This window comes from Pseudonocardia sp. Cha107L01 (genome assembly GCF_052566575.1).
This window is the reverse complement of record NZ_CP199579.1, coordinates 8,120,290-8,142,051: the sequence shown is the minus strand read 5'-3', so window position 1 is coordinate 8,142,051 and position 21,762 is coordinate 8,120,290. Positions and strand designations below refer to the sequence as shown.

Annotated in this window: 17 protein-coding genes; 7 read left to right on the top strand and 10 right to left on the bottom strand. The window is 70.3% G+C overall.

Annotation, left to right across the window (positions count from 1 at the left end):
• Positions 1–110: 110 nt before the first annotated feature.
• Positions 111–479, top strand: a complete 369-nt coding sequence (locus ACTXG6_RS38405; RefSeq protein ID WP_445184224.1) for a response regulator — start codon at positions 111–113, stop codon at positions 477–479.
• A gap of 97 nt (positions 480–576) precedes the next feature.
• Here ACTXG6_RS38405 and ACTXG6_RS38400 read toward each other — a convergent pair whose 3' ends face one another.
• The 5 genes from ACTXG6_RS38400 to ACTXG6_RS38380 all read right to left on the bottom strand — a co-directional run bounded on the left by ACTXG6_RS38400 (position 577) and on the right by ACTXG6_RS38380 (position 5,872).
• Complete coding sequence (locus ACTXG6_RS38400; protein WP_445184223.1) at positions 577–1,392, bottom strand: HlyD family efflux transporter periplasmic adaptor subunit; 816 nt, start codon at positions 1,390–1,392, stop codon at positions 577–579.
• A gap of 247 nt (positions 1,393–1,639) precedes the next feature.
• Complete coding sequence (locus tag ACTXG6_RS38395) at positions 1,640–2,440, bottom strand: TetR/AcrR family transcriptional regulator (RefSeq protein ID WP_445184222.1); 801 nt, start codon at positions 2,438–2,440, stop codon at positions 1,640–1,642.
• A 63-nt stretch (positions 2,441–2,503) separates the two neighbouring features.
• A complete protein-coding gene (locus tag ACTXG6_RS38390) occupies positions 2,504–4,144 on the bottom strand; it encodes a long-chain-fatty-acid--CoA ligase (protein WP_445184221.1) in 1,641 nt (546 codons plus the stop codon).
• 312 nt (positions 4,145–4,456) lie between these two features.
• A complete protein-coding gene (locus ACTXG6_RS38385; RefSeq protein ID WP_445184220.1) occupies positions 4,457–5,224 on the bottom strand; it encodes a sulfite exporter TauE/SafE family protein in 768 nt (255 codons plus the stop codon).
• A gap of 192 nt (positions 5,225–5,416) precedes the next feature.
• Positions 5,417–5,872 carry a hypothetical protein gene (locus ACTXG6_RS38380; RefSeq protein WP_445184219.1) on the bottom strand — a complete coding sequence of 152 codons (456 nt, stop codon included), beginning with the start codon at positions 5,870–5,872 and terminating at the stop codon, positions 5,417–5,419.
• A gap of 55 nt (positions 5,873–5,927) precedes the next feature.
• On the opposite strand from ACTXG6_RS38380, the gene ACTXG6_RS38375 reads away from it, so the two are divergent.
• Positions 5,928–6,470 (top strand): TetR/AcrR family transcriptional regulator, encoded by a 543-nt coding sequence (locus ACTXG6_RS38375; protein WP_445184218.1) that lies wholly within the window; start codon positions 5,928–5,930, stop codon positions 6,468–6,470.
• Positions 6,471–6,545: 75 nt separating this feature from the next.
• Complete coding sequence (locus tag ACTXG6_RS38370; protein ID WP_445184217.1) at positions 6,546–7,802, top strand: cytochrome P450; 1,257 nt, start codon at positions 6,546–6,548, stop codon at positions 7,800–7,802.
• Positions 7,803–7,836: 34 nt separating this feature from the next.
• On the opposite strand, the gene ACTXG6_RS38365 is transcribed toward ACTXG6_RS38370, so the two are convergent.
• The gene (locus ACTXG6_RS38365; RefSeq protein ID WP_445184216.1) at positions 7,837–9,354 is read right to left on the bottom strand and encodes an acyl-CoA synthetase; all 1,518 of its coding nucleotides are present in this window, start codon (positions 9,352–9,354) and stop codon (positions 7,837–7,839) included.
• 283 nt (positions 9,355–9,637) lie between these two features.
• On the opposite strand from ACTXG6_RS38365, the gene ACTXG6_RS38360 reads away from it, so the two are divergent.
• From ACTXG6_RS38360 to ACTXG6_RS38345, 4 genes are all read left to right on the top strand, one after another.
• A complete protein-coding gene (locus tag ACTXG6_RS38360) occupies positions 9,638–10,393 on the top strand; it encodes a hypothetical protein (protein ID WP_445184215.1) in 756 nt (251 codons plus the stop codon).
• Positions 10,394–10,572: 179 nt separating this feature from the next.
• The gene (locus ACTXG6_RS38355) at positions 10,573–11,397 is read left to right on the top strand and encodes a hypothetical protein (protein ID WP_445184214.1); all 825 of its coding nucleotides are present in this window, start codon (positions 10,573–10,575) and stop codon (positions 11,395–11,397) included.
• A 374-nt stretch (positions 11,398–11,771) separates the two neighbouring features.
• Complete coding sequence (locus ACTXG6_RS38350) at positions 11,772–12,671, top strand: hypothetical protein (protein ID WP_445184213.1); 900 nt, start codon at positions 11,772–11,774, stop codon at positions 12,669–12,671.
• Positions 12,672–12,725: 54 nt separating this feature from the next.
• The gene (locus tag ACTXG6_RS38345; protein ID WP_445184212.1) at positions 12,726–15,110 is read left to right on the top strand and encodes a xanthine dehydrogenase family protein molybdopterin-binding subunit; all 2,385 of its coding nucleotides are present in this window, start codon (positions 12,726–12,728) and stop codon (positions 15,108–15,110) included.
• 62 nt (positions 15,111–15,172) lie between these two features.
• Here the strand turns inward: ACTXG6_RS38345 and ACTXG6_RS38340 are convergent, their stop codons facing one another.
• From ACTXG6_RS38340 to ACTXG6_RS38325, 4 genes are all read right to left on the bottom strand, one after another.
• Positions 15,173–16,390 (bottom strand): DUF222 domain-containing protein, encoded by a 1,218-nt coding sequence (locus tag ACTXG6_RS38340; protein ID WP_445190219.1) that lies wholly within the window; start codon positions 16,388–16,390, stop codon positions 15,173–15,175.
• Between the two features lie 268 nt (positions 16,391–16,658).
• On the bottom strand, positions 16,659–19,148 hold the full coding sequence (locus ACTXG6_RS38335) for a DEAD/DEAH box helicase (protein ID WP_445184211.1): 2,490 nt from the start codon (positions 19,146–19,148) through the stop codon (positions 16,659–16,661).
• A gap of 51 nt (positions 19,149–19,199) precedes the next feature.
• The gene (locus ACTXG6_RS38330) at positions 19,200–20,810 is read right to left on the bottom strand and encodes an adenylate/guanylate cyclase domain-containing protein (protein WP_445184210.1); all 1,611 of its coding nucleotides are present in this window, start codon (positions 20,808–20,810) and stop codon (positions 19,200–19,202) included.
• Positions 20,811–20,864: 54 nt separating this feature from the next.
• On the bottom strand, positions 20,865–21,728 hold the full coding sequence (locus ACTXG6_RS38325; protein WP_445184209.1) for an AfsR/SARP family transcriptional regulator: 864 nt from the start codon (positions 21,726–21,728) through the stop codon (positions 20,865–20,867).
• Between the last annotated feature and the right edge of the window lie 34 nt (positions 21,729–21,762).

The window sequence follows — 21,762 nt, the reverse complement described above, 5'->3', positions numbered from 1 at the left end:
CTCACCTCGGCCGAAGGCCGGTGCCCGGTCGGCCGCACGCCCGGTGTGTTCAACCCGGCCGGCTGCTTGAGTCTAGGTGTGTGGAGGCCTTTCGGAGGATTCGGCTGCTTTTGGTCGATGACCAGCCGGCGGTCCTTCGCGGCCTGCGGATGTGGCTGGCCCTCGAGCCCGACCTGATGGTGGTCGGCGAGGCGGCGAGCGGCGCTGACGTGGGCGGCCTCATCGAATCGCTGCTGCCCGACGTCATCCTGATGGACGTGGAGATGCCCGGGCTGGACGGGGTCGACGCCACCGCCGTGGTGCACGCGCTGCGCCCGGCGCTGCCGGTGGTGATCCTGAGCCTGCATGACGACATCGAGACGCGGGCCCGGGCCTGGGTGGCCGGCGCGGCCGCGTTCGTGGCCAAGCACGAGGTCGAGCCGGTGCTGGTGCGCACGATCCGCGATGTCGCGCGCTGGCACAGTCAGAACGGCAGCTGACGCTCCGCCGGCAGGCGACCGGCGGAATGCCAGACTGTTCGACACGCCGATGGCCCGCACCCCGAGGGGAGCGGGCCATCAGCTCGCGTGTGTCCGTTCAGTTCTTGTGGATGTGCACCGTGACGTTCATGCCGGGTACCAGGGCGAGTCCGCTGGTGTTGGTGAATGCGACGCGTACCGCGATCACCTGGGTGACCTTCTGGAAGTTGCCGGTGCTGTTGGATTCGGGGAACAGCGAGAACTGGTTCGCCGCCGCGCCCTGGATCTCCGAGACGATGCCGGTGACCGGGGTGCCGGAGAAGGCGTCGACGTCGACGTCGACCTGGGCGCCGGGGTGGATGTCGGCGACGTCGGTCTCGTCGACCCGGGCGGTCACGTAGATCTTGTTGAAGTCGTAGGCGGTGGCCAGCTGGGTGCCGGCGGTGACCCACTGTCCTTCGACGGCGTTGTTGACCGCGATGCTGCCGTTGCCGGGGGACTTGATGGTCATCTGGGGCTGCGCGCCGCTGCTGCCCATCTTGACCCGGCCGACCACCATGTCGCGGCGCACCACGGTGCCCTGGGTGCCCTCCCAGTCGACCAGGGTGCCGGTGGCGGGAGCGTTGATCTGCACCTTGTCTCCGTCGACCTGCGCGTTGTCGGTGCTGACGAAGTTGCGCGAGTACAGGAAGTAGGCAGCACCGAAGCCCAGCGCCGCCAGCACCGCGAGGATCACGATGATGGTCAGCCCGACCCGGGTGGAATGCTTCATCTTGCGCTTGCCGGGGGCGGCCGGCTCGGCCTCGGGAGCCGGTGCGGGGGCGGCCGCCGGTGCGGTGCCGTTGGCCGTCGGTGCGGTCCCGTTGGCCGCCGCTCCGGACCCGTCGAGCTTGTCCCGCGTGGTCGTGTTTGATGCAGCGTCCGGGCCTTCCACCCTGGCCTCCAAGATCGACGTGCGGCGCCGACGGTCCATTCCCCCCGGCGAAGTTCTTAGTAAACGCACCGTACCTTATATTCCCGACCGCATCGCACACAATCGTGCGTGGGAGTTAGCTGGCGCATTCGACGCGCATGGTCGCACGCGTATCACCCGTCACAGCAGCAACATCCGGCGTGTCGTCATTTGTTGCTTCGGATGGGTACCAGTTCGACTGGGTGCCGCGGAACCCAGATTCGCGAATTCAGGTGGAGATGAGCGGCATCAGGACCTCGTCGACCAGTTCCAGTACCACGTCATCGGGAATCGGCGCGCCGTAGACCATGTACTGCTGGCGGATCAGCCCGGGCCCCACGCTGGCGATCCGGTGGGTGAGTGCGGTCGGCCGGACCTCGCCGCGCACCGCGCCGCGCCGCAGTACGTCCAGCACCATCGCGATACCCGGATCGATGAACCGGATGCGCACTACCGCCATCAACTCGGGATCCCGCACGGATTCGACCATCAACCCTCGGGCGGCTTCACCGTCGGCCCCGTTGAGCAGGTCGGCGACCGCCCGCAGGTAGCCCAGCAGGTCGTCCCTGACCCGGCCGGTGTCCGGTGGCTCGATGTAGTGCGGGCGCGCGTGGTGCATGGCGTCCACGACCAGTTCGGCGCGGTTGGACCACCGGCGGTACAGGGACCCCTTGCTGGCTCGCGCGCGGCTGGCCACCCGTTCCATGGTCAGCTCGGCATAGCCGACGTCGGCGAGCTCGGTGAGGGTCGCGTCGAAGATCGCCGCGGTGAGCGCGTCACCCCGGCGGCGTGGACCCCGGCGGTGGTCGGAGCTGGCCGACCCGTCGTCGATGCACGCGTCGAGAGGCTCGCCGGCCTCGTCGATGAGCTTGCCGGACTCGCCGGCGTCGTCCATGAGCTCGCCGGGCGCGCCCGCCATCCCGTCGACATCGGGATCGACGTCGGGATCGCCGTCGGCCGCCTCACGCACCATGGACAACATCACCGTCGAGCCCCTCGCTGGGTTCACTACGTCGCTTCTGGAGCTCATAACCGTACTTTACTTGAAAACTCGGCGTTCTCTATCTCTGGAGCGGTGCAGAACCCGGGTAAGTCACACAGCAGGTGCGGAGACTAGCCCGTCCGCGGCGTATGCGGTACGGAGCTCGGTCTTGAGCACCTTGCCGCTGGCGTTGCGCGGCAGTTCCGCCACCAGCGCGATCTCTCTCGGGCACTTGTAGCTGGCCAGCTGGGTCCGGCTGAACAGCTGGACCTCCTCGGCGGTCGGCGGGTCGGCCGGGTCCGCCGGGACCAGCACCGCGAGCGGGGTCTCGCCCCACCGGGGGTCCGGGATGCCGATCAGCGCGACGTCGGCGATCTTCGGGTGTCCGGCGAGCACGTTCTCGACTTCGGCGCAGTAGATGTTCTCGCCACCGGAGATGATCATGTCTTTCTTGCGGTCGACCACGTAGTAGTAACCGTCCTCGTCCTCACGGACCAGGTCGCCGGAGTGGAACCAGCCGCCGGCGAAGGCCTCGGCGGTCGCCTCCGGCTTGTTCCAGTACTCCCGCATGACCATCGGGCCCCGGTAGACGATCTCGCCGATCTCACCCTGGGGGACGTCGTTCATCTCCTCGTCGACCACCCGGACCTCGACGTTGAGCATCGGAGTGCCGATCGAGCCGATCTTGCGGATCGAGTCCTCGCCGCGCAGGTAGCAGGTGACCGGGCTGCACTCGGTCTGGCCGAACGCGGTCACCACCTCCGCCTGGGGGAACGTCTCGATCATCGTGCGGAGCAGTGCCGTCGAGGCCGGCGCGGCACCCCAGGAGATCCGCCGCAGCGCGGACAGGTCGTGGTCACCGATTCCGGGCACCGCGCAGATCGCCTGCCACTGCGAGGGCACGAAGAAGCAGGTGGTGACCCGCTCCCGCGCCAACAGCTCGACCATGGCCGCCGGGTCGAACCCGCCGGAGCGGGTGAGTACGAAGGTGCCGCCGGGCTGCAGGTTCATCAGGTAGCCGGAGAGCCCGGCGATGTGGAACAGCGGAGCGCCGGAGAGGGAAACCCGGTCGTCGCTGCTCACACCCATGTGCACGCTGCTGCTGAAGGCGTGCAGCATCAGGTTGTAGTGGGTGAGCACGGCGCCCTTGGGGCGGCCCGTGGTGCCCGAGGTGTACATGATGAACGCCGGCGCGTGCTCGTCCACCGCCAGCTCGGCGAACTCGGTGCCGGCTGCCGCCACCGCGGCTTCGTAGTCCTCGCCGACGGGGGACTCCGGGCCGCCGCCGACGACCAGGCAGCCGCGCAGCGCCGGCGCGTGCTCACGGGCGGCGGCCAGCAGCCCCGCGAAGGTGGAGTCGACCACGGCGGCGACCGCGCCGCTGTCCGCCAGCGCGTAGCCCACCTCGGGGGGCGCCAGCCGGAAGTTGATCGGCACGCCGATCGCGCCGAGCCGCACCGAGGCCAGGTAGGACTCGATGACCTCCATCGAGTTCAGCCCGAGCACCGCGACCCGGTCGCCGACCCCGACACCTCGCTCGCGCAGTGCATTGGCCAGCCGGGTGACCCGTTCGTCCAGCTCACGGTAGGTGCGGCCGGAGTCGTCGAACCGCAGCGCGACCTCATCACCGATCTTGCGGGCGTGCCGGGAGAGCTGGTCGCTGGCGGTCATTCCGCGCGCGGAGAGGTGGGAGGTGGCGAGCTGGGACTGGGTGGCGGCCATGGGCACATCGTGCTTGTCGGTGCTACGCATGGTCAACGCCCGGGTGCGCCGGTACTCAGCTGTCGGGGGCCTCGGCGGCGGGCGTCGTCGGCTTCCGCCGCGGCCCCCGGTCCCGGATCAGGCCGGCGTGCTGCAGCCGCAGTTGGTGGCGCAGCCGTCGGTGCCCCGCAGTGACATCATCTGGTTCCTCCCGTCATGTGGCTAATACCCACCGTTTACATGGGTAATACCGACCGTAGGGACGCGGGCGCCCGGTCTTCAAGCCCCGACTACCCGCCAGGGACATGCTTCGCCCGGATGCCGCGGCGTCGTCGCGCTGGGTCACCGAATGCGGCGATCAGGTCAGTACGCGTCCAGTCCGAGCTTGACCGCCAGCCCGATGCCGGCCACCGCGATCCCGATCCGCAGCAGGTTGGCCGGCAGTCGCCGGACCACCGGCGGGCCGAACCAGGAGCCCAGCAGCAGGCCGATGGTGAGCGGGACGACGGCGAGCCAGGACACCGGGCCGAACACCGCGAAGCCGACCGCCGCGATGACATTGGCGAGCCCGAGCAGGACGTTCTTCAGCGCGTTGACCCGCATCAGCGTCTCCGGCAGGACCGTCGCCAGCAGGGCCAGCATCAGCACCCCGGCCGCCGCGCCGAAGTAGCCGCCGTACACCGACACCGCGAGCACGCCGACCAGCACGCCGGGGCGCCGCCTCGGTGGCCCGGGAGGGGCGGGCATGGGGGTGCCGAGCGGGACCGGGTTGCGCCTGCTGAGCAGCAGCAGCACCGAGGAGCCGGCGACCAGGAACGGCACGACCCGGGTGAACAGCCCGGGCGGGGTGAGCAGCAGTAGGCCGGCGCCGGCCGCGCCGCCCACCGCGCAGATCGCGCCGAGCTTGCGGGCTGTGCCGGCCTGGCCGACGAGCTCCGGTCGGGAGCTGGTGATCGAGCTGACGCTGCCGACCGCGAGTGACACGGTGTTGGTGACGTTCGCCGAGGTCGCCGGAAGGCCGGCGGCGAGCAGCGCCGGGTAGGAGAACAGCGAAGCCAGGCCCGCGATGGACCCGGACAGCCCGGCGGCCACGCCCGCGCCGACCAGCAGCGCGAATACCCCCGGAGTCACCGGTGCAGCCTCGCACCGGCCGGCCGAGGACAGGTAGCTGACCGGCCGCGATGCGGGGTATCTCACGCCGCCGGGCCCGGTCAGGCGCGGTGGGTCAGGCGCGGTGGGTCAGGCGCGGTTGGTCAGTCGCTGTGGGTCAGGCGCGGTGGGTCAGGCGCTGCGGGTCAGGCGCGGTGGGTCAGGCGCGGTGGGTCAGCGGCCGGCCCGGTCCAGCTGGGCGAGCAGTTCGGCCTGGTCCCAGAGCAGCCGCCGGCCGGCGATCCGGCCCTGCCGGAACCGGGCGATCTCCACCACGAGCAGCGCCACGTCCGCGCCGGTGGCCGCCCGCCCCGGCGCGAGCCAGGGCATCGGCCGGTCGTGCCGCAGCGACCACACCGACTCCTGCACCAGGCGGAACTGGTCGACGGTCCGGCTGACCCTGGACCGCCGCAGGGTCTCGGGCAGGTGCGGCACGAGCTCGGTGGCGTAGCACGCCCCGACCTCGGCCAGGCCGACTCCGCCGACCCCGGTGGGCAGGTGCCGCACCTCGACGTCGTCGGTCAGCCCGGCCAGCGCGGCCGGCACGTCCCGGCGGTCCCAGAGTGCGCCGGTGTGCTCGTCCCAGGCGCGCTCCAGTGCGCGCATCACCGTCTGGATCCCCGGTGTCATACCGGCAGCCTGCCACGGCCGCTACCCTCCGCCCAGCGACGACGGGCGGGAGTCGATGGCGAGGGCGAACCGAGCGGGCTATCTGGAGTCCGCGCTGGAGGTGCTTGCCGAAGCAGGCAGTGAGGGCCTGACCGTGTCGGAGCTCTGCTCCCGGCTGGGCGTCACCAAGGGATCGTTCTACCACCACTTCTCCGGCATGCCCGAGCTCGTGACCGCCCTGCTCGGGTTCTGGGAGGAGGAGCGCAGCCGGCGGCTGATCGCCGCGTCGGCGGCCGAGCCGGAGCCACTGACCCGGTTCAAGCTGCTGTTGAACATCGCGGCCGGGCTGCCGCACGAGGCGGAGGCGGCGCTGCGCGCCTGGGGGCGCAGCAATGCCGAGGTCCGGGCGGTGGTGGAGCGGGTCGACCAGGAACGTGAGCGGCACCTGACCGAGTCGCTGCAGCTGTTCGGGCTTGCCGAGGACCGAGCCCGGCTGCGGGCCAGGACCGCGATCGCCATCCTGGTGGGCACCCAGCAGCGGGAGTACCCGGTGGACGTGGAGGGCCTGCGCGCCATGCTCGAGGATCAGAACGCCACGCTGGATCTGCCCCGGACCTGACCGAGCCACTTTCGACGAACCATACCTTCAGGTATGTTCCACTCCGGCAGTGCAGCCGGTGAATGGGAGCTGAACATGACCATGTCGGTTGAGCAGGCCGGGTTGACGGTGGTCGACCCGAGTGCCTACGCGGAGGAACACCGGCTGCACGAGGCGGCGGCACTGCTGCGCCGGGAGTCGCCGGTGCACTGGGTGGACGGGCGGCCGGACTACAACCCGTTCTGGGTGATCACCCGGCGGGCGGACATCCTCGAGGTGGAGAAGAACCACGAGGTGTTCCACAACCACCCGCGCCCGTTGCTGGTGCCCGCCGTCGAGGATCAGCGGCAGGCCGAGCAGGGTCAGATGCTGCGCACCCTGATCCACATCGATGACCCGGACCACAAGGCCCTGCGGCCGATCGCGGCGGACTGGTTCCGGCCCAAGACGCTGCGGACCATGCAGGACAACGTCAACCGGCTGGCCCGCCGCTACGTGGACCTGATGGTCGAGCGCGGCGGCGAGTGCGACTTCGTCGCCGACGTGGCGGTGCACTACCCGCTGTCCGTCATCCTCTCGCTGCTCGGGCTGCCGGAGAGCGACTTCGGCCGGATGCTGCAGCTGACCCAGGAGATCTTCGGCGGGGACGACCCGGAGCGGCGCCGCGGCGAGAGCCCCGAGGAGCAGATGGCCGTGGTCCTGGACTTCTTCGCCTACTTCCAGCGGCTGATCAACGACCGGCGGGAGACCCCGACCGAGGACCTCGCCTCGGCCATCGCGAACGCCCGCATCGACGGCGAGCACCTCAACGACCTGGACGCCGCGTCCTACTTCGTGATCATCGCGACCGCCGGGCACGACACCACCAGCTCGACGATCGCCGGCGGCATGCACGCGCTGGTCCAGAACCCGGAGCAGCTGGCCAAGCTCAAGGCCGACCCGAGCCTGCTGCCGAGCGCGGTCGACGAGATCATCCGCTGGGTGACCCCGGTGAAGGAGTTCATGCGCACCGCCACCCGCGACTACGACATCGGCGGCACCACCATCAAGGAGGGCGAGCAGCTGCTGCTGCTCTACCCGTCGGGCAACCGCGACGAGACCGAGTTCGACCGGCCCGACGAGTTCGACGTGACCCGCAAGCCCAACCGGCACGTCGCCTTCGGTGCCGGGGTGCACTTCTGCCTTGGCGCGCAGCTGGCCCGGATGGAGACGCAGGCCCTCTTCGCCGAGCTGGTGCCCCGGCTGGAGCAGGTCGAGCTGGCCGGCAGCGTCGAGGGCGTGCACAGCACCTTCGTCAGCGGCCTCAAGCGGCTGCCCATCCGGTACCGGTTGTCCGAGGCGGTCACCGCGTAGCCCGTGCGCCGCACAGCCGGCCGGGTGCGCCGGATCAGGCCTCCAGCTGGTCCCGCAGCACCCGCTTGAGCAGCTTGCCGGAGGCGTTGCGGGGGAGCTCGTCGACCAGGAGCACCTTCTTGGGCACCTTGAAGCCGGCCAGCCGGGTCTTCGTGTACGCGATCAGGTCCGCCGGGTCGACCGGGTCGGCCCCCTTCACCACGACGAACGCGGTGATGGCCTCGATCCAGCGGTCGTCCGGCGTGCCGATCACCGCCGCCTCGGCCACCGCCGGGTGGCTGTACAGCGCGTCCTCCACCTCCCGGGAGGCCACCAGCACACCGCCGGTGTTGATCACATCCTTGATCCGGTCCACCACGGTGATGTAGCCCTGCTCGTCGGCGCGGACCAGGTCGCCGGAGTGGAACCAGCCGCCGGTGAAGGCCTCCTCGGTCTCCTCGGGCTTGTCCCAGTAGCCCTCGCACAGCTGCGGCGACCGGTAGACCACCTCGCCGAGCTCACCGGCCGGCACCTCGTTGCCGTCGGTGTCCACCACCCGCAGCTCGACGAACAGCACCGCGCGCCCACAGGAGGCGGGTCGGTCGGCGTGTTCCTCGGGGCCGAGCACGATGGCCAGCGGACCGATCTCGGACTGCCCGAACAGGTTGTAGAAGCCCAGCTCGGGCAGCGCCTTCTGGAGCCGCTCCAGCACCGGCTGGGGCATGATCGAGGCGCCGTAGTACGCCTTGCGCAGCGAGGACAGGTCGCGCTCGGCGAAGTCCGGGTGGTTGGACAGGGGCACCCACACCGTCGGCGCCAGGAACAGTGCCCCGATCCCGTCCGACTCGATCCGGCGCAGGATCTCCGGCACGTCCGGCGACTCCATGACGTGGTTGGTCGCGCCGACCGCGAGGTAGGGCAGCATCATCACGTGCATGCCGGCCGAGTGGTAGAGCGGCATCGGGTGCAGCGGTTCGTCGTCGGGGTGGCAGTCCATCGCGACGATGCAGGACAGGTACTCGTGCACCAACGCGCGGTGGGTCATCATCGCGCCCTTCGGCCGGCTGGTGGTGCCTGACGTGTACAGCAGCTGGACCAGGTCGGACTCCGCGATCTCGACGTCGACGGTGGGTACCGGGCCGGCCTCGCAGCGGGCCAGCAGCGAGTCCGGCGCGTCGCGCAGGGCGAGTACCAGCTCCGGTGCCCCGGCCACCTCGGCCACCCGGGCCGCCAGCGCCGGGTCGACCAGCACCGCCCGGCTGCCGGACTGATCGAGCAGGTAGGCCAACTCGTCGCCGGCCAGGTTGTAGTTGATCGGCACGTGCACCAGGCCGGCCCGGGCGCAGGCCAGGAACCCGATCACGTAGGCATCGGAGTTCTTGCCGTAGGCGGCGACCCGGTCGCCGTTGGCCAGGTCGAGCCCGAGGAGTACGGCGGCCGCGCGGCTCACCGCGTCGTCCAGCTCGCGGTAGGTCCAGACGCGATCGGCGAACCGCAGCGCGACCCGCTCCGGGGTACGGCGGGCGGTGCGGGCGACCACATCGGCCACGGTGCTGGAGCGGATGGCCGTCATGGAGCGTCCTCCTCGGTGCGGGCGGGTTCCGGCTGAGCTGGGCTCGGGGCCAGCCGGTGGCCGTGCCGTCATCGTGGCAGACCGGCTCCGGTCCGTGGCGGGTGCGGCCCTGGTCGGACGTCCGCTGGGCGTTTCGCCAGGGTCGGAGACGACGCGGCCAACCGATCAGCGATACCGTCGTGGCATGTCGTCACCTCCGCCGCCCGGCCCGGAGCGGCCCGGGGCGGATCGGAACCCCGAGCCATGGCCGGGCTTTGCTCAGCGCCGTCCGCCGCGCGCGCGGATGGCCGCTCCGCTCAGTGATCCGCTGGTTCCGCCTGACCTGCGCGGCTGGGTCGACCGGGTGATCGCCGTGGTCCGCCGCAGCCTGGTCCCGCTCCTGATCATCCAGGTGGGCGTGGCGGCGATCAGTGCGCTGGTCTCGTTCACCATGAGCCCGACCCTGGCCACCCCGAACGACCCGACCGGTTTCGACAGCACACTGGCCCTGCTCGGACTGCTGATCGCGATCGCGGTCAGCGTGTTCGCCCAGGGCGCTTCGGTCTACGTGTCGGTTCAGGACGCCGCGGGGCACCAGCCCACTTCGCGGGAGACGATGCGGTTCGCCGCGCTGCGTGCGCCGGCGCTCATCGGCTGGGGGCTGGCGGCCGGCATGCTGATGCTGTTCGGCCTGCTGATGTTGGTCGTCCCGGGTCTGTACCTGGCCATCGTGTTCGGCGCCGCGCTGGCCGGGGTGGTGACCGTGGAACGCGGCGGCATCGCCCGCTGCTTCGAACTGGTCAACGCGCGATTCTGGCCCACCGTCGGGCGGATGGTGCTCGCGGTGGCGGCCGGCGCCGCCTACACGGTCGTGTCCGGCTTCGTGGTGAGCGCGCTGAGCACGCCGGGGACGTTCAACGAGGACGTGCTGCAGGCATTCATCCAGATCCCGGTGGGCATGGTCGCGGTCGGTGTTGCCGTGGTGACGTACGCGGAGCTGCGCTTCCATGAGCGCGGCGAGGTGTTCACCGCGACGCTGGCCGCCGAGCTCAATCGCTGACCCCGCCGGAAGGGTTGTGGCGGGCGCCACCTACCATCGTCGAGCCGGGGCGCTCCCCAAGATCCCGGGCGGGTCACAGCTCCGCTCGGCGGTAGTGCATTCGGCGGCCGCAAGTCCCCGGTAACCGGTACGGCCGCCGTCGCAGCGCTTTACAGCGCAGTGAGCGAGGTCGACAGCCGATGCCTTCCAAGGTGACGTCCAAGCCGGCCGAGGTGGCGGATCCCGCCATCGAGGACACGGCCGAGAACACAACCGCCGACACGACAACCGCCGACACGACAACCGCCGACACGGTGGCCGAGCCGACGGTGGCCGAGCCGACGGCGGCCGAGCCGACGGTGGCCGAGCCGACGGTGGCCGAGCCGACGGTGGCCGAGCCGACGGTGGCCGAGCCGACGGCGGCCGAGCCGACCGCGGCCGAGCCGGTGGCGGCCGAGCCGGCAGCGGTGGACGCGGCCGCCGCTGGGTCCGAGGACGCCGCCCCGACGACTGCGCGGGCGACTCCACGCCAGCGTCGCCGGCCGTCGCGGTACACGATGCTGGTCGCGGGCCTGAGCGTGCTGGTGGTGGCGCTGTGGGTAGCCGGCGGACTGCTGTTCGCGCACAACCGGGGCGCCAGTCAGCTGGCCGCGCAGCGCCAGGACGTGGTGGCCGCGGCGCAGAAGGTCGCCGGTGACCTCACCTCCATCAGTTCGAGCAATGCCCAGGCGCAGATCCAGAGCCTGACCAACGAGTCGACCGGCGGCTTCCGGGACCAGATCAGCACCTATGCCCAGGCGCTGCAGGCGATCCTGCAGCAGAGCGGGGCGGGCTCCCAGGGCACGGTGAGCGCCGCCGGTATCGAGCGGATGGACGCGAACACGGCGTCGGTGCTGGTCGCGGTGACCGCGACGGTGTCCAACACCAAGCTGCCCAACGCGCAGCCGGTGAACTACCGGCTCGGCGTGCAACTCCAGCGTGAGGGCGACCGGTGGTTGGCCTCGGACGTGACCTTCGTCCAGTGAGCACCCAAGACAGTGATTCGGAGACCGCGGTGACCTCGAAGCCGGAAACGACCTCGACCGGGCCGACCGAAGCATCGGACAAAGCGGAGCCGTTGAGCTCGACGCGGGCCACGGACTCGACGCAGGCCGAGCCGTCTGTCGACACCGAGCAGCCCGCGGCAGCGCCGTCCGACAAGCCGGCCGCGGCGAGGAAGCCGGCCGCGGCCAGGAAGCCGGCGGCGCCGAGGAAGCCGGCGGCGCCGAGGAAGCCGGCGGCGCCGAGGAAGCCGGCGGCAGCGAGGAAACCGGCCGCGGCCAGGAAACCGGCCGAAGCGGAGATCCCGGCTGCCGTCGACAAGCAGGTAGCGGCCGACGCGGAGACGCCGGCCGTAGCCGTGGCCGACAAGCCGGCGGCAGCTGTGGCCGACAGGGCTGCTACCTCCGACAAGCCGACCGAAGCGGAGACCCCGGCGGCAGTTGACAAGCCGGCGGCAGTTGACAAGCCGGCCGAAGCCGACGAACCAGCGGTAGCGGACACCGAGGCCGACAAGCCGGCCGAAGCGGAGACCCCGGCTGCCGCGGAGAACCCGGCGGCAGTTGACAAGCCGGCGGAGGCTGACAAGCCAGCCGAAGCCGACAAGCCAGCGGTAGCGGAGATCGAAGCCGACAAACCGGCGTTAGCGGACACCGACACTGACGCCGACAAGCCGGCAGCAGTCGACAAGCCGGCGGCAGTCGACAAGCCGGCCGAGGTTCGGGTGCCCGTGCAGTCGACCTCGACGCCGGAGTTGAAGTCGGCGGCCGATGCCGGTCGGGCGCGGCCGGTGCTGGTGCCGATCGCGCTCGCCGTACTGGCGCTCGCCTCTCTCGTCGCGGTCGCGGTGCTGGGCTGGCAGTCGATCAGCGCCTCCCGGGCCCAGTCGGCGCAGAACGCCGCCCTGGATGCCGCGCGCACCGGCACCACCCAGGTGCTGAGCTACGACTCGAAGACGCTGGACGCCGACCTGGCCAAGTCCAGGACGCTGATCTCCGGCAACTTCGCTGCCAAGTTCGAGGATCTCGCCAACAGCGTGATCGTGCCGGCGGTGCGTCAGCAGAGCTTGAGCACCAAGGCGAACGTGGTCCGTGCGGCGGTCATCGACGCCCAGCCGGAACAGGTGCAGGCGCTGCTCTTTGTGAACCAGACCACATCGATGAGCTCGCAGCCGGCACCGCGAAGCGCCACCAACCAGGTCCGGGTCACCATGACCTGGTCCGATGGGCACTGGTTGATCTCGGACGTGCAGCCGCTCTGACCTGCTGGCCCGAGGCGTGATGCCGAGGTGTCGACACAGCGATAGAGTCCGCACATGCGTGGATCAATTCTGGGTACCGAGGTTCGCCGGGTTGAAGACGCGGAGCTAATCCGCGGTCAAGGCACCTACGTCGACAACCTGGACCTCCCGGGGGCACTACACCTCACCTTCGTGCGCTCACCGATAGCGCACGCCCGCATCGAGAACATCGACATCTCGGAGGCCGAGACCGCGCCCGGGGTGCGCGCGGTCTACACAGCGGACAACCTGAGCCTGGCCGCACAGGTCGGTCCGATCCCGCTGAACCCGCAGACCGCCCGACCGCCACTTGCGGTGGGCAAGGTCAGGTTCGTCGGCGACGTGGTCGCGGCGGTCATCGCCGACACCAAGGCGCAGGCCAACGACGCCGCCGAGCTGATTGTGGTCGACTATGACCCGCTCGACGCGGTGGTGGACCTGGAACACGCGCTCGACCCGACTGGTCCGCTGCAGTTCGAGGAGATGGGCTCGAACGTCGCGGCCGGAGAGCGGGAACCGGGCGACGAGGACCCACTCGAAGGCTCCGATGTGGTGGTCCGGGTGACCATGCGCAACCAGCGGCTGGCACCCATGCCGATGGAGCCCAATGCCATGGCGGTGGTGCCCGGCGGGGTGGACGGCGCGGACCACGACGTGACGGTGTACGTCTCCGCGCAGGGCGCCCACATGGCCCTGGGGCTGCTCGCCGGCGGCCTGGGGCTGGACCCGACGCGGATGCGGGTGATCGCGCCGGACGTGGGTGGTGGGTTCGGTGCCAAGATCGGCGCGCAGACGGAGCACCTGGTGGTGCTTGCCGCCGCGCTCAAGCTCGGTAGCCCGGTCAAATGGGTCGAGACCCGCTCGGAGAACGCGGTGTCCATGATGCACGGCCGCGGCCAGCAGCAGTGGGCCGAGCTGGGCCTGCGCCGGGACGGCACCATTGTCGGCCTGCGGCTGCATGTGATCGTCGACTGTGGTGCCTACGGTGGGTTCAACGGCTTCCTGGGCATTGTGTTCACCCGGCTGATGTCGGCCGGCGTCTACCGGATCCCCAAGATCAGCTACAACGTGGCCGCGGTGCTGACCAACACCGCCACGATGGGCGCGTTCCGGGGCGCTGGCCGCCCGGAGGCCGCCGAGCTGCTCGAACGCATCATGGACATGGCGGCCGTCGAGCTGGACATCGACCCGGTGGAGCTGCGCCGGCGCAACTTCATCCAGCCCGACGAGTTCCCCCACACCACCGTGGTCGGCGCCCAGTACGACAACGGTGACTACGAGGCGCCGCTGGCCAAGGCGGTGGAGCTGGCCGGGTACGAGTCGCTGCGTGCCGAGCAGGCCCGCCGCCGGCAGAGCGGCGACGCCAAGCAACTCGGCATCGGGATCAGCGCGTACGTGGAGGTGACCGGCGCCGGCAACTTCACCGAGTACTCCTCGGTGGAGGTGCACGCCGACGGCACTGCCACGGTGAAGGCGGGTACCTCGTCGCACGGCCAGGGCCACGCCACCTCGTTCGGCATGATCGTCTCGGACAAGCTGGGCATCCCGCTGGAGAACATCCAGTACGTGCAGGCCGACACCGCCCAGGTTCCCCGAGGTGGCGGCACCATGGGCTCCCGGTCACTGCAGATCGGCGGCAACGCGGTGAACCGGGCCGCCGAGGTGATGCTGGAGCAGGCCCGCGAACTGGCAGCCGACCTGCTCGAGGCGGGTGTGGACGACATCGAGGTCACCGACTCCGGCGACCTGGGTGTCGCCGGTGTGCCCGATCAGCGGATCACCTGGGCCAAGCTCTCCCAGGCGGCGACCGAGCGGGGCAAGCCGCTGTCGGTCCAGTTGGACTGGGAGCAGGAGGGCGGCTCCACCTTCCCGTTCGGCGCGCACATCAGCGTGGTCGAGGTGGACACCGGCACCGGCCGGGTCACCCCGCTCAAGCACTACGCGGTGGACGACTGCGGTCGGATACTGAACCCGATGATCGTGGCCGGCCAACAGCACGGCGGGTTGGCCCAGGGCATGTCCCAGGTGTTGTTCGAGCACTTCATCTACGACACCGACGGCAACCCGCTGACCGCGACTATGACGGACTACACCATCCCGAGTGCCGCCGACCTGCCGTGGTTCGACGTCAGCAACACCGAGACCCCCACGCCGCTCAACCCGCTCGGCGCCAAGGGCATCGGGGAGTCGGCGACCGTGGGGTCGACGCCGGCGGTGCACAACGCCATCGTGGATGCGCTGAGCCACCTGGGCGTCCGGCACATCGACCTGCCCTGCACCCCGCAGGCCGTGTGGCGGGCTGTTCACGAGGCTCAGACGGGCAGCCTGACCGAGCCCTGGCGCGAACCACCGGCGGTGTTCGCCACGCTGCCCGAGCGCCAGGCCCCGGACCCGGACGCCGAGGAGCCGGTCGGCGCCTGACGCCGGCGAGTACACAGATCTCGTCAGGACCTGAGGCTGGTCGTGGAACTCCGCGGCCAGCCTCAGGTGTATACGAGGTGTGACTTTCTCCGGGGCGTCTGTGAGTAGTCGATCCATTTTGGCGGGATGAATTCGGGGAGCCCGTCGCGCATGCGGACTTCCCAGTCGGACTGGTGCACCATCCGATGATGCGTCCAACACAACATCACCAAATTGTCGAGCTTTGTCTCACCATGGTGAACCCAGTGAACAATATGATGCACCTCGCAGGAACTCGGAGGCCGATCACACCCCGGATGGGCACAACCCCCATCCCGAACCGCAACCGCCCGCCGCTGCGCCAACGTGGCACACCGTTTCTCCCGACCCACATCCAACGGCTCACTGTTCGCGCCGAGCACGATCGGGGTGATCTGCGCGTCGCAGCACAGCCGGCGCACCTCACCCGGCCCGATATGTCCGCCCAGTTCCAGGCTCGCCCCACGCAACCCGGCCTTCAGCGCTGCCAAACCCATCGTGATCGCCACGTGCGGACGCTCACCACCCTGCGCGGGCAGCCGGCCCTCGTCCAGGGCGTGCGCGCAGATCTCCCCGAGCGCATCAGCCTGCCGCTGACCCAACGACTTGTTCTCGTCGGCGGCCGGTTTGAGGATCGCCCCGATCGCCCGGGCCACCGTCTCGAACGTCGCCGAGTCCAGCTGGCCTTTGATCTTCCCGCCGACACCGTGGCGGGACTTGGCCAGGTGTAGCTCGTTGACCTGCGGATCGTCCTCACCAGGAGGAGCGCCGTCCTGATCGAGCAGGTCCAGTTCCTCGCGGGCCTTGCGGGCCAACAACTCCGGGCTGTACTGCCGGGCCCAGTCGGCGAACAACACCTCCGCCGCCACCCACTGCTCCACCGTGATCCGCCGGGCGGCATCCGTAGCCAGCACCGACTCGATGACTTCGGCGTGCGCGAGGTCGATCTCGAAGGCACCCAACGCCATCGCCGTCGCCGGCAACCGAGGCTCCAACACCTCACCCACCAACGACCGGGTGGGAAACACACTGGACGCGACCGCGACCATCCGCCGCCCGTCCCGCTGGCTCACCCCGAGCAGATCGCTGACCGCATTCGCCGAATGCATCCCACGCTCGAGAAACTCCCCGTCGCGATCCAACCCGGCGACCAACACCAACAAGTCGTACTCACACTGGCGCCGCAAAACCCAGTAAGACTTCACCCCGTCAATCCGGCATTCCGCATCACCCGAGCGTTCGAGTGCGCGCAACGCGGCCATGGAATCCATGACCACCCGCCGCGCCGCAACAACCGAACCCTCCGACATACCCAAAATTATGCCGAACAGCCCCGACAGTTTCCGGGCCGATACCGCCGCCCCTGAAAAAAGATTTCATGATTTTTTGCGAACCCCGCCGGACGTCCCCGACGCAAGTCCCCGACTCAAGCAAAAAGGGTGAGACTCCCGACGCCCTAACTGACTGCTGTCCCGTCCAAAGCTTCGGTAAAACGCGCCCAGCCGCCCAAAGGCAACTAACACGGCACGCCTAGAAGGGCTCCACCGCGATCACCTTGAGCACGGCCGTCCCGGCCCGCTGCGAGGCGTCCAGGTCGACCTCGGCGGAGATGGACCACTCGTGGAAGCCGTCCGGGTCGTCCAGCACCTGGTGGATCTCCCAGCGGCCCGGTCCCTCGGTGACCCGGAACAGGTCGGGGCCCCTGGCGTGCGCGTCGGTGCGGATCTCGTCGAACTGCTCGTAGTACCGCTCCATGGCGAGGTGCCAGCGGTCGGCATCCCAGAGCCCGGACGGATCCAGCTCGCCGAGCTCGTCCCAGCGCTTCCTGGCGACCAGCTGGACCCGGCGGAACATCGCGTTGCGGACCAGTACCCGCAGCGCGCGGGGATCCGCCGTGACGGTGCGCGGATGGGCGGTGATCTCCTCGCCGTCCGGGTTCGCCAACTTCTCCCACTCGTCGAGCAGGCTGGAGTCGACCTCGCGGACCAGTTCGCCGAGCAGTTCGATGAGGTCGGTGAGGGCCTCGGTCCGGGCCTCCTCGGGCACGGTCTGGCGCAGCGCCTTGTAGGAGTCGGACAGGTAGCGCAGCAGCAGGCCCTCCGAGCGGGCCAGCTGGTAGTGGCCGATGTACTCGACGAAGGTCATGGCCCGCTCGTACAGGTCGCGGGCGACCGACTTGGGGGAGAGCTCGAAGTCGGCGACCCAGGGGTGGCCGCGGCGGTAGGTCTCGAAGGCGGCATCCAGCAGCTCGGCCAGCGGTTTGGGATAGGTGATCTCCTCGAGCTGGACCATGCGCTCCTCGTAGTCCAGCCCCTCGGCCTTCATCTCGGCCACGGCGGCCCGTCGGGCCGCCGAGCGCTGCGCCTGGAGCACCTGCCGGGGATCGTCCAGGGTGGCCTCGACGACGGACAGCACGTCCAGCGCGTAGTCCGGGGACTCCCGGTCCAGCAGCTCGATGGTGGCCAGCGCCAAGGGGGACAGTGGCTGGTTGAGCGCGAAGTCCAGCTGCAGGTCGATCGTCACCTTGGCCCGGCGGCCGTCAGCGTCCGGCTCCGGCAGCTGCTCGACGACGCCGCCGGCGAGCAGTGCCCGGTAGATGGCGATCGCCCGCCGGATGTGCCGCAGCTGCGCCGGCCGCTCCTCGTGGTTGTCCTCCAGCAGGTGGCGCATGTGCGCGAGCGTGTCGCCCGGTCGGTTGATCACGTTGAGCAGCATCGCGTGGCTGACCTGGAAGCTGGAGGTGAGCGGCTCCGGCTCGGCCTCCACCAACCTGTTGAAGGTCGACTCGGCCCAGTTGATCTCGCCCTCGCGGGGCTGCTTGCGGACCACCTTGCGCCGCTTCTTCGGGTCGTCGCCGGCCTTGGCCAGCGCCTTCTGGTTCAGGGTCACGTACTCGGGCGCCTGCACCACGACCGTGCCCAGCGTGTCGAAGCCGGCCCGCCCGGCGCGGCCGGCGATCTGGTGGAACTCCCGGGCGTTGAGCAGCCGGGTGCGGGTGCCGTCGTACTTGGCGAGCCCGGTGAACACGACGGTGCGGATCGGCACGTTGATGCCGACCCCGAGGGTGTCCGTGCCGCAGACCACCTTGAGCAGGCCGCTCTGGGCGAGCCGTTCCACCAGCCTGCGGTACTTCGGCAGCATGCCGGCGTGGTGCACCCCGATGCCGTGGCGCACCAGCCGGGACAGCGTGCGGCCGAAGCCCGCCGAGAACCGGAACGCGCCGATCAGCTCGGCGATCTGGTCCTTCTCCTCCCGACTGCAGACGTTGATGCTCATCAGCGCCTGGGCGTGCTCGATCGCCGCGACCTGGGTGAAGTGCACGACGTACACCGGCGACCCGTGAGTGGCGAGCAGCTCCTCCACCGTCTCGTGCAGCGGGGTGGTGGCGTAGGAGAACATCAGCGGTACCGGCCGCTCGCCCGAGCTGACCACCGAGGTGGGTTGACCGGTGCGCCGGGTCAGGTCCTCCTTGAACCGCCTGACGTCGCCGAGGGTGGCCGACATCAGCAGGAACTGGGTGTGCGGCAGCTCGATCAGCGGGACCTGCCAGGCCCAGCCGCGCTCCGGGTCGGAGTAGTAGTGGAACTCGTCCATCACGACCTGGCCGGCGTCGCTGTCGGCGCCGTCGCGCAGCGCGATGTTGGCCAACACCTCGGCGGTGCAGCAGATGATCGGGGCGCGCGGATTGATGCTCGAGTCGCCGGTCATCATGCCGACCTGGTCGGCGCCGAACACGTCGCACAGGGCGAAGAACTTCTCCGAGACCAGCGCCTTGATCGGCGCGGTGTAGAAGCTGCGGATGCCCTGGGCCAGCGCGGCGAAGTGGGCGCCGACGGCGACCAGGCTCTTGCCGGAACCGGTCGGCGTGCTCAGGATGACGTTCGCGCCGGACACGATCTCGATCAGCGCTTCCTCCTGCGCCGGGTACAGGGTGATTCCCTGCTCGGTCGCCCAGAGTGTGAAGGCGTCGTAGAGCGTATCGGCGTCGGCGGTGTCCGGAAGATTCTCGGTGAGCGTCATGTCACAGTCGATGGTGCCTGGTCTGAGCCGAAAGGCCCAACCCGGGTGGATTCACGGCGTGGCGGCGCCCTCCGGGTCGCGCCGCTGCGGTGCCTGCCCGGGTCCGGAATCCAGCTCGGGGCACTGTTCGGGCCCGATCATCGGCTCCGGGGGCAGTGGTTCGGCGAGCGCCAACGGGCTGGCGAGCCGGGTCGGGGTGGTTCGCCCACGCAGCGTGATGGCGTCGCCGAGGGCCCAGCGGCCCCTCTCCGCGGGACTGGCCAGGGCGAGCGCGCCGCCGGCCGCCAGCACCCGCCCAGGCACGTTCTTGGCCAGCTCGGTGAGCCGGGCCGCCTCGTTCACCGGGTCGCCGATCACGGTGTACTCGTAGCGCCGCACGTTGCCGATGTAGCCGGCCACCGCGTCGCCGGCGGACACCCCGATGGCGGCGCACACCTCGGGCACCTCGGCCTCCAGCCGCACGGCCAGCTGGCGGGCGGCGGCCAGCGCCCGGCTGACCGGGTCGTCGATGTCGTTGGGGGCGCCGAACACGGCGAGCGCCGCGTCGCCCTCGAACTTGTTGATCCAGCCGCCGCAGGCCTCCACGACCTCCACCACGACGCTGAAGAACTGGTTCAGCAGCGCCACGACCTCCGTCGGTGGGCGGGCGCCGGCCAGCGCGGTCGAGCCGACCAGGTCGACGAACAGCACCGCGACCCTGCGCACCTCACCGCCCAACCGGACTTCCGAGGCGGCGGTGGCGGCGCTCGCCACGTCGTGGCCGACCTGGCGGCCGAACAGGTCACGGATCCGGTCGCGTTCCCGCAGACCGGCGGCCATCGTGTTGAAACCGGCCTGCAGCTGACCCAGCTCGGAGCGGTCGTAGACCGGCAGCGACACGTCCAGGTCACCCTGTTCGACCTGCTGCAGGGCCAGCCGCACCGAGCGGACCGGGTCGGCCACAGCGCGCGCGGCGCCCACCGTGGTGAGGAAGCCCATCCCCAGTGCCACCGCGCAGCCGGCCAGGATCACCAGGCCCAGCTGGTCGGCCGGCACGTCGCCGTAGACCATCGAACCGAGGCCGGCCACCAGCAGACCGCAGACCGGGACGCCGGTGCCGAGCATCCAGAACAGCACCGGCCGCAGCAGCACGCTGCTCTTGAAGCCCTTCGCGGGTGGGTTGCCGGCCAGCACACGGGATACCGCGCGGCGCAGGATGCGCTCGGCCAGCAGGTAACACAGGGCGCAGGTGGTGATGCCACCGACGAGCACGTCCTCGGCGACAGCCAGCCCCAGCCGGACCGAGAAGGACGCGTTGACCACGCCGAACAGCACCGCCGCCGCGACCCAGATGACGGTCAGGACCAGCGTCACCCGCAGTGGCCCGTAGAGCACGAGCTGGCGCTCCTGGCGGGAGTCGTCGACCCGCGCGCGGAACCACAGCCCGATCCAGAGCATGCCGAGCGGAATGGTGATCGCCAGGTAGCCGAACATGACCGTGAGGTTGACCAGCAGCACCCGCTGAGGGTCGGCCAGGTCGCCCTTGGGCAGTACCCAGAGCGCGAACGCCGCCGTACCAGCCGTGCCGACGACGTTCGCGGTGATCATCACCGCCGCGAGCAGCAGCCGTGCCGGCCAATCTATGACCGATCGCCGCCCCCCGGCGCGCCTGGGTCTCACCACGGTCGTCAACGTTACGCCCCGTGGCCGGACCGACCCCCGTGTTACCCCCCAGTGTTACCCCCGGACGACGGTCCCCACGCCGACCTGTGCGCGCCGCGACGGCGGCTCCAGCCGCAGTCCGCGACCCACCGCACCGCCGAGGTAGATCGGCCGCCGCACGTGCAGCACCGGCCAGGCCGGCGAGGCCGGGAAGAACGCGCTGAGCTCCGAGCCGGGCAGCAGCCCGAACTTGGCGCAGGTGTCGGCGAACGCGTCGTACTGCTTGACCGCCTCGGACACGTTGCCGGCCGCCAGGTGCGCCTCGATCAGCGCACGCCGTGCGCTCTCCCGCAGCGGCGCCTCCTCGACCACGAGCATCCCGGCGCGGATCGCCGGCTCGTGCCGGCCCGCCTCGGTCAGGCGGCGGCAGAGCGACTCGAGGGCGTGCAGGCGGACCCGGTGGAACCGCTCCCGCTCCTGGCGCGCCCAGACCTCGCCGAAACCGGGCAACAGGTCCGCGGCGAGCTCTTCGACCAGCTCGTCCGCCGCGGTCGCCTCGACCTGGGCCGGGTTCCGCTTCCATGCGCGGAGCCGCTCCAGCGCGTGCGCCAGGTCGACGTCGACGTGGTCGGCCAGCCGGAGCGTGTCGCCCTCGGCGGTCACCAGCTCGCCGAGTGCGTCACACACCCCTTCGAGGGTGCCCAGCGCGACGTCGGTGGAGCGTTCCGGCCAGAGCACCGTGGCCAGCTCACCGGTGGTGCGCGGAGTGGCGGTCACCGCGAGCAGCGCGAGCAACCGGCGCTCGTCCGCGTCGAGCGGCGAGGTCGTGGTATCGGTGTCGGTTCTACCGCCGAGGGGAATTCGTAGCTCGAATGAGCCCAGTACTCGCAGCCAGGGCCGGCGTACCGGCACGTCACAGCATGGCTGTTGGTCCGACATTTCGTGTGTCCCCACATTTCGGCCGGCGGACGAG

Bases quoted from the DNA above. Each gene is read 5' to 3' on its own strand.
- ACTXG6_RS38395 (WP_445184222.1), bottom strand. From the start codon at position 2,440: ATGAGCTCCAGAAGCGACGTAGTGAACCCAGCGAGGGGCTCGACGGTG.
- ACTXG6_RS38390 (WP_445184221.1), bottom strand. From the start codon at position 4,144: ATGCGTAGCACCGACAAGCACGATGTGCCCATGGCCGCCACCCAGTCC.
- ACTXG6_RS38380 (WP_445184219.1), bottom strand. From the start codon at position 5,872: ATGACACCGGGGATCCAGACGGTGATGCGCGCACTGGAGCGCGCCTGG.
- ACTXG6_RS38375 (WP_445184218.1), top strand. From the start codon at position 5,928: ATGGCGAGGGCGAACCGAGCGGGCTATCTGGAGTCCGCGCTGGAGGTG.
- ACTXG6_RS38370 (WP_445184217.1), top strand. From the start codon at position 6,546: ATGACCATGTCGGTTGAGCAGGCCGGGTTGACGGTGGTCGACCCGAGT.
- ACTXG6_RS38365 (WP_445184216.1), bottom strand. From the start codon at position 9,354: ATGACGGCCATCCGCTCCAGCACCGTGGCCGATGTGGTCGCCCGCACC.
- ACTXG6_RS38360 (WP_445184215.1), top strand. From the start codon at position 9,638: ATGGCCGCTCCGCTCAGTGATCCGCTGGTTCCGCCTGACCTGCGCGGC.
- ACTXG6_RS38355 (WP_445184214.1), top strand. From the start codon at position 10,573: ATGCCTTCCAAGGTGACGTCCAAGCCGGCCGAGGTGGCGGATCCCGCC.
- ACTXG6_RS38345 (WP_445184212.1), top strand. From the start codon at position 12,726: ATGCGTGGATCAATTCTGGGTACCGAGGTTCGCCGGGTTGAAGACGCG.
- ACTXG6_RS38340 (WP_445190219.1), bottom strand. From the start codon at position 16,390: ATGGCCGCGTTGCGCGCACTCGAACGCTCGGGTGATGCGGAATGCCGG.
- ACTXG6_RS38335 (WP_445184211.1), bottom strand. From the start codon at position 19,148: ATGACGCTCACCGAGAATCTTCCGGACACCGCCGACGCCGATACGCTC.
- ACTXG6_RS38325 (WP_445184209.1), bottom strand. From the start codon at position 21,728: ATGTCGGACCAACAGCCATGCTGTGACGTGCCGGTACGCCGGCCCTGG.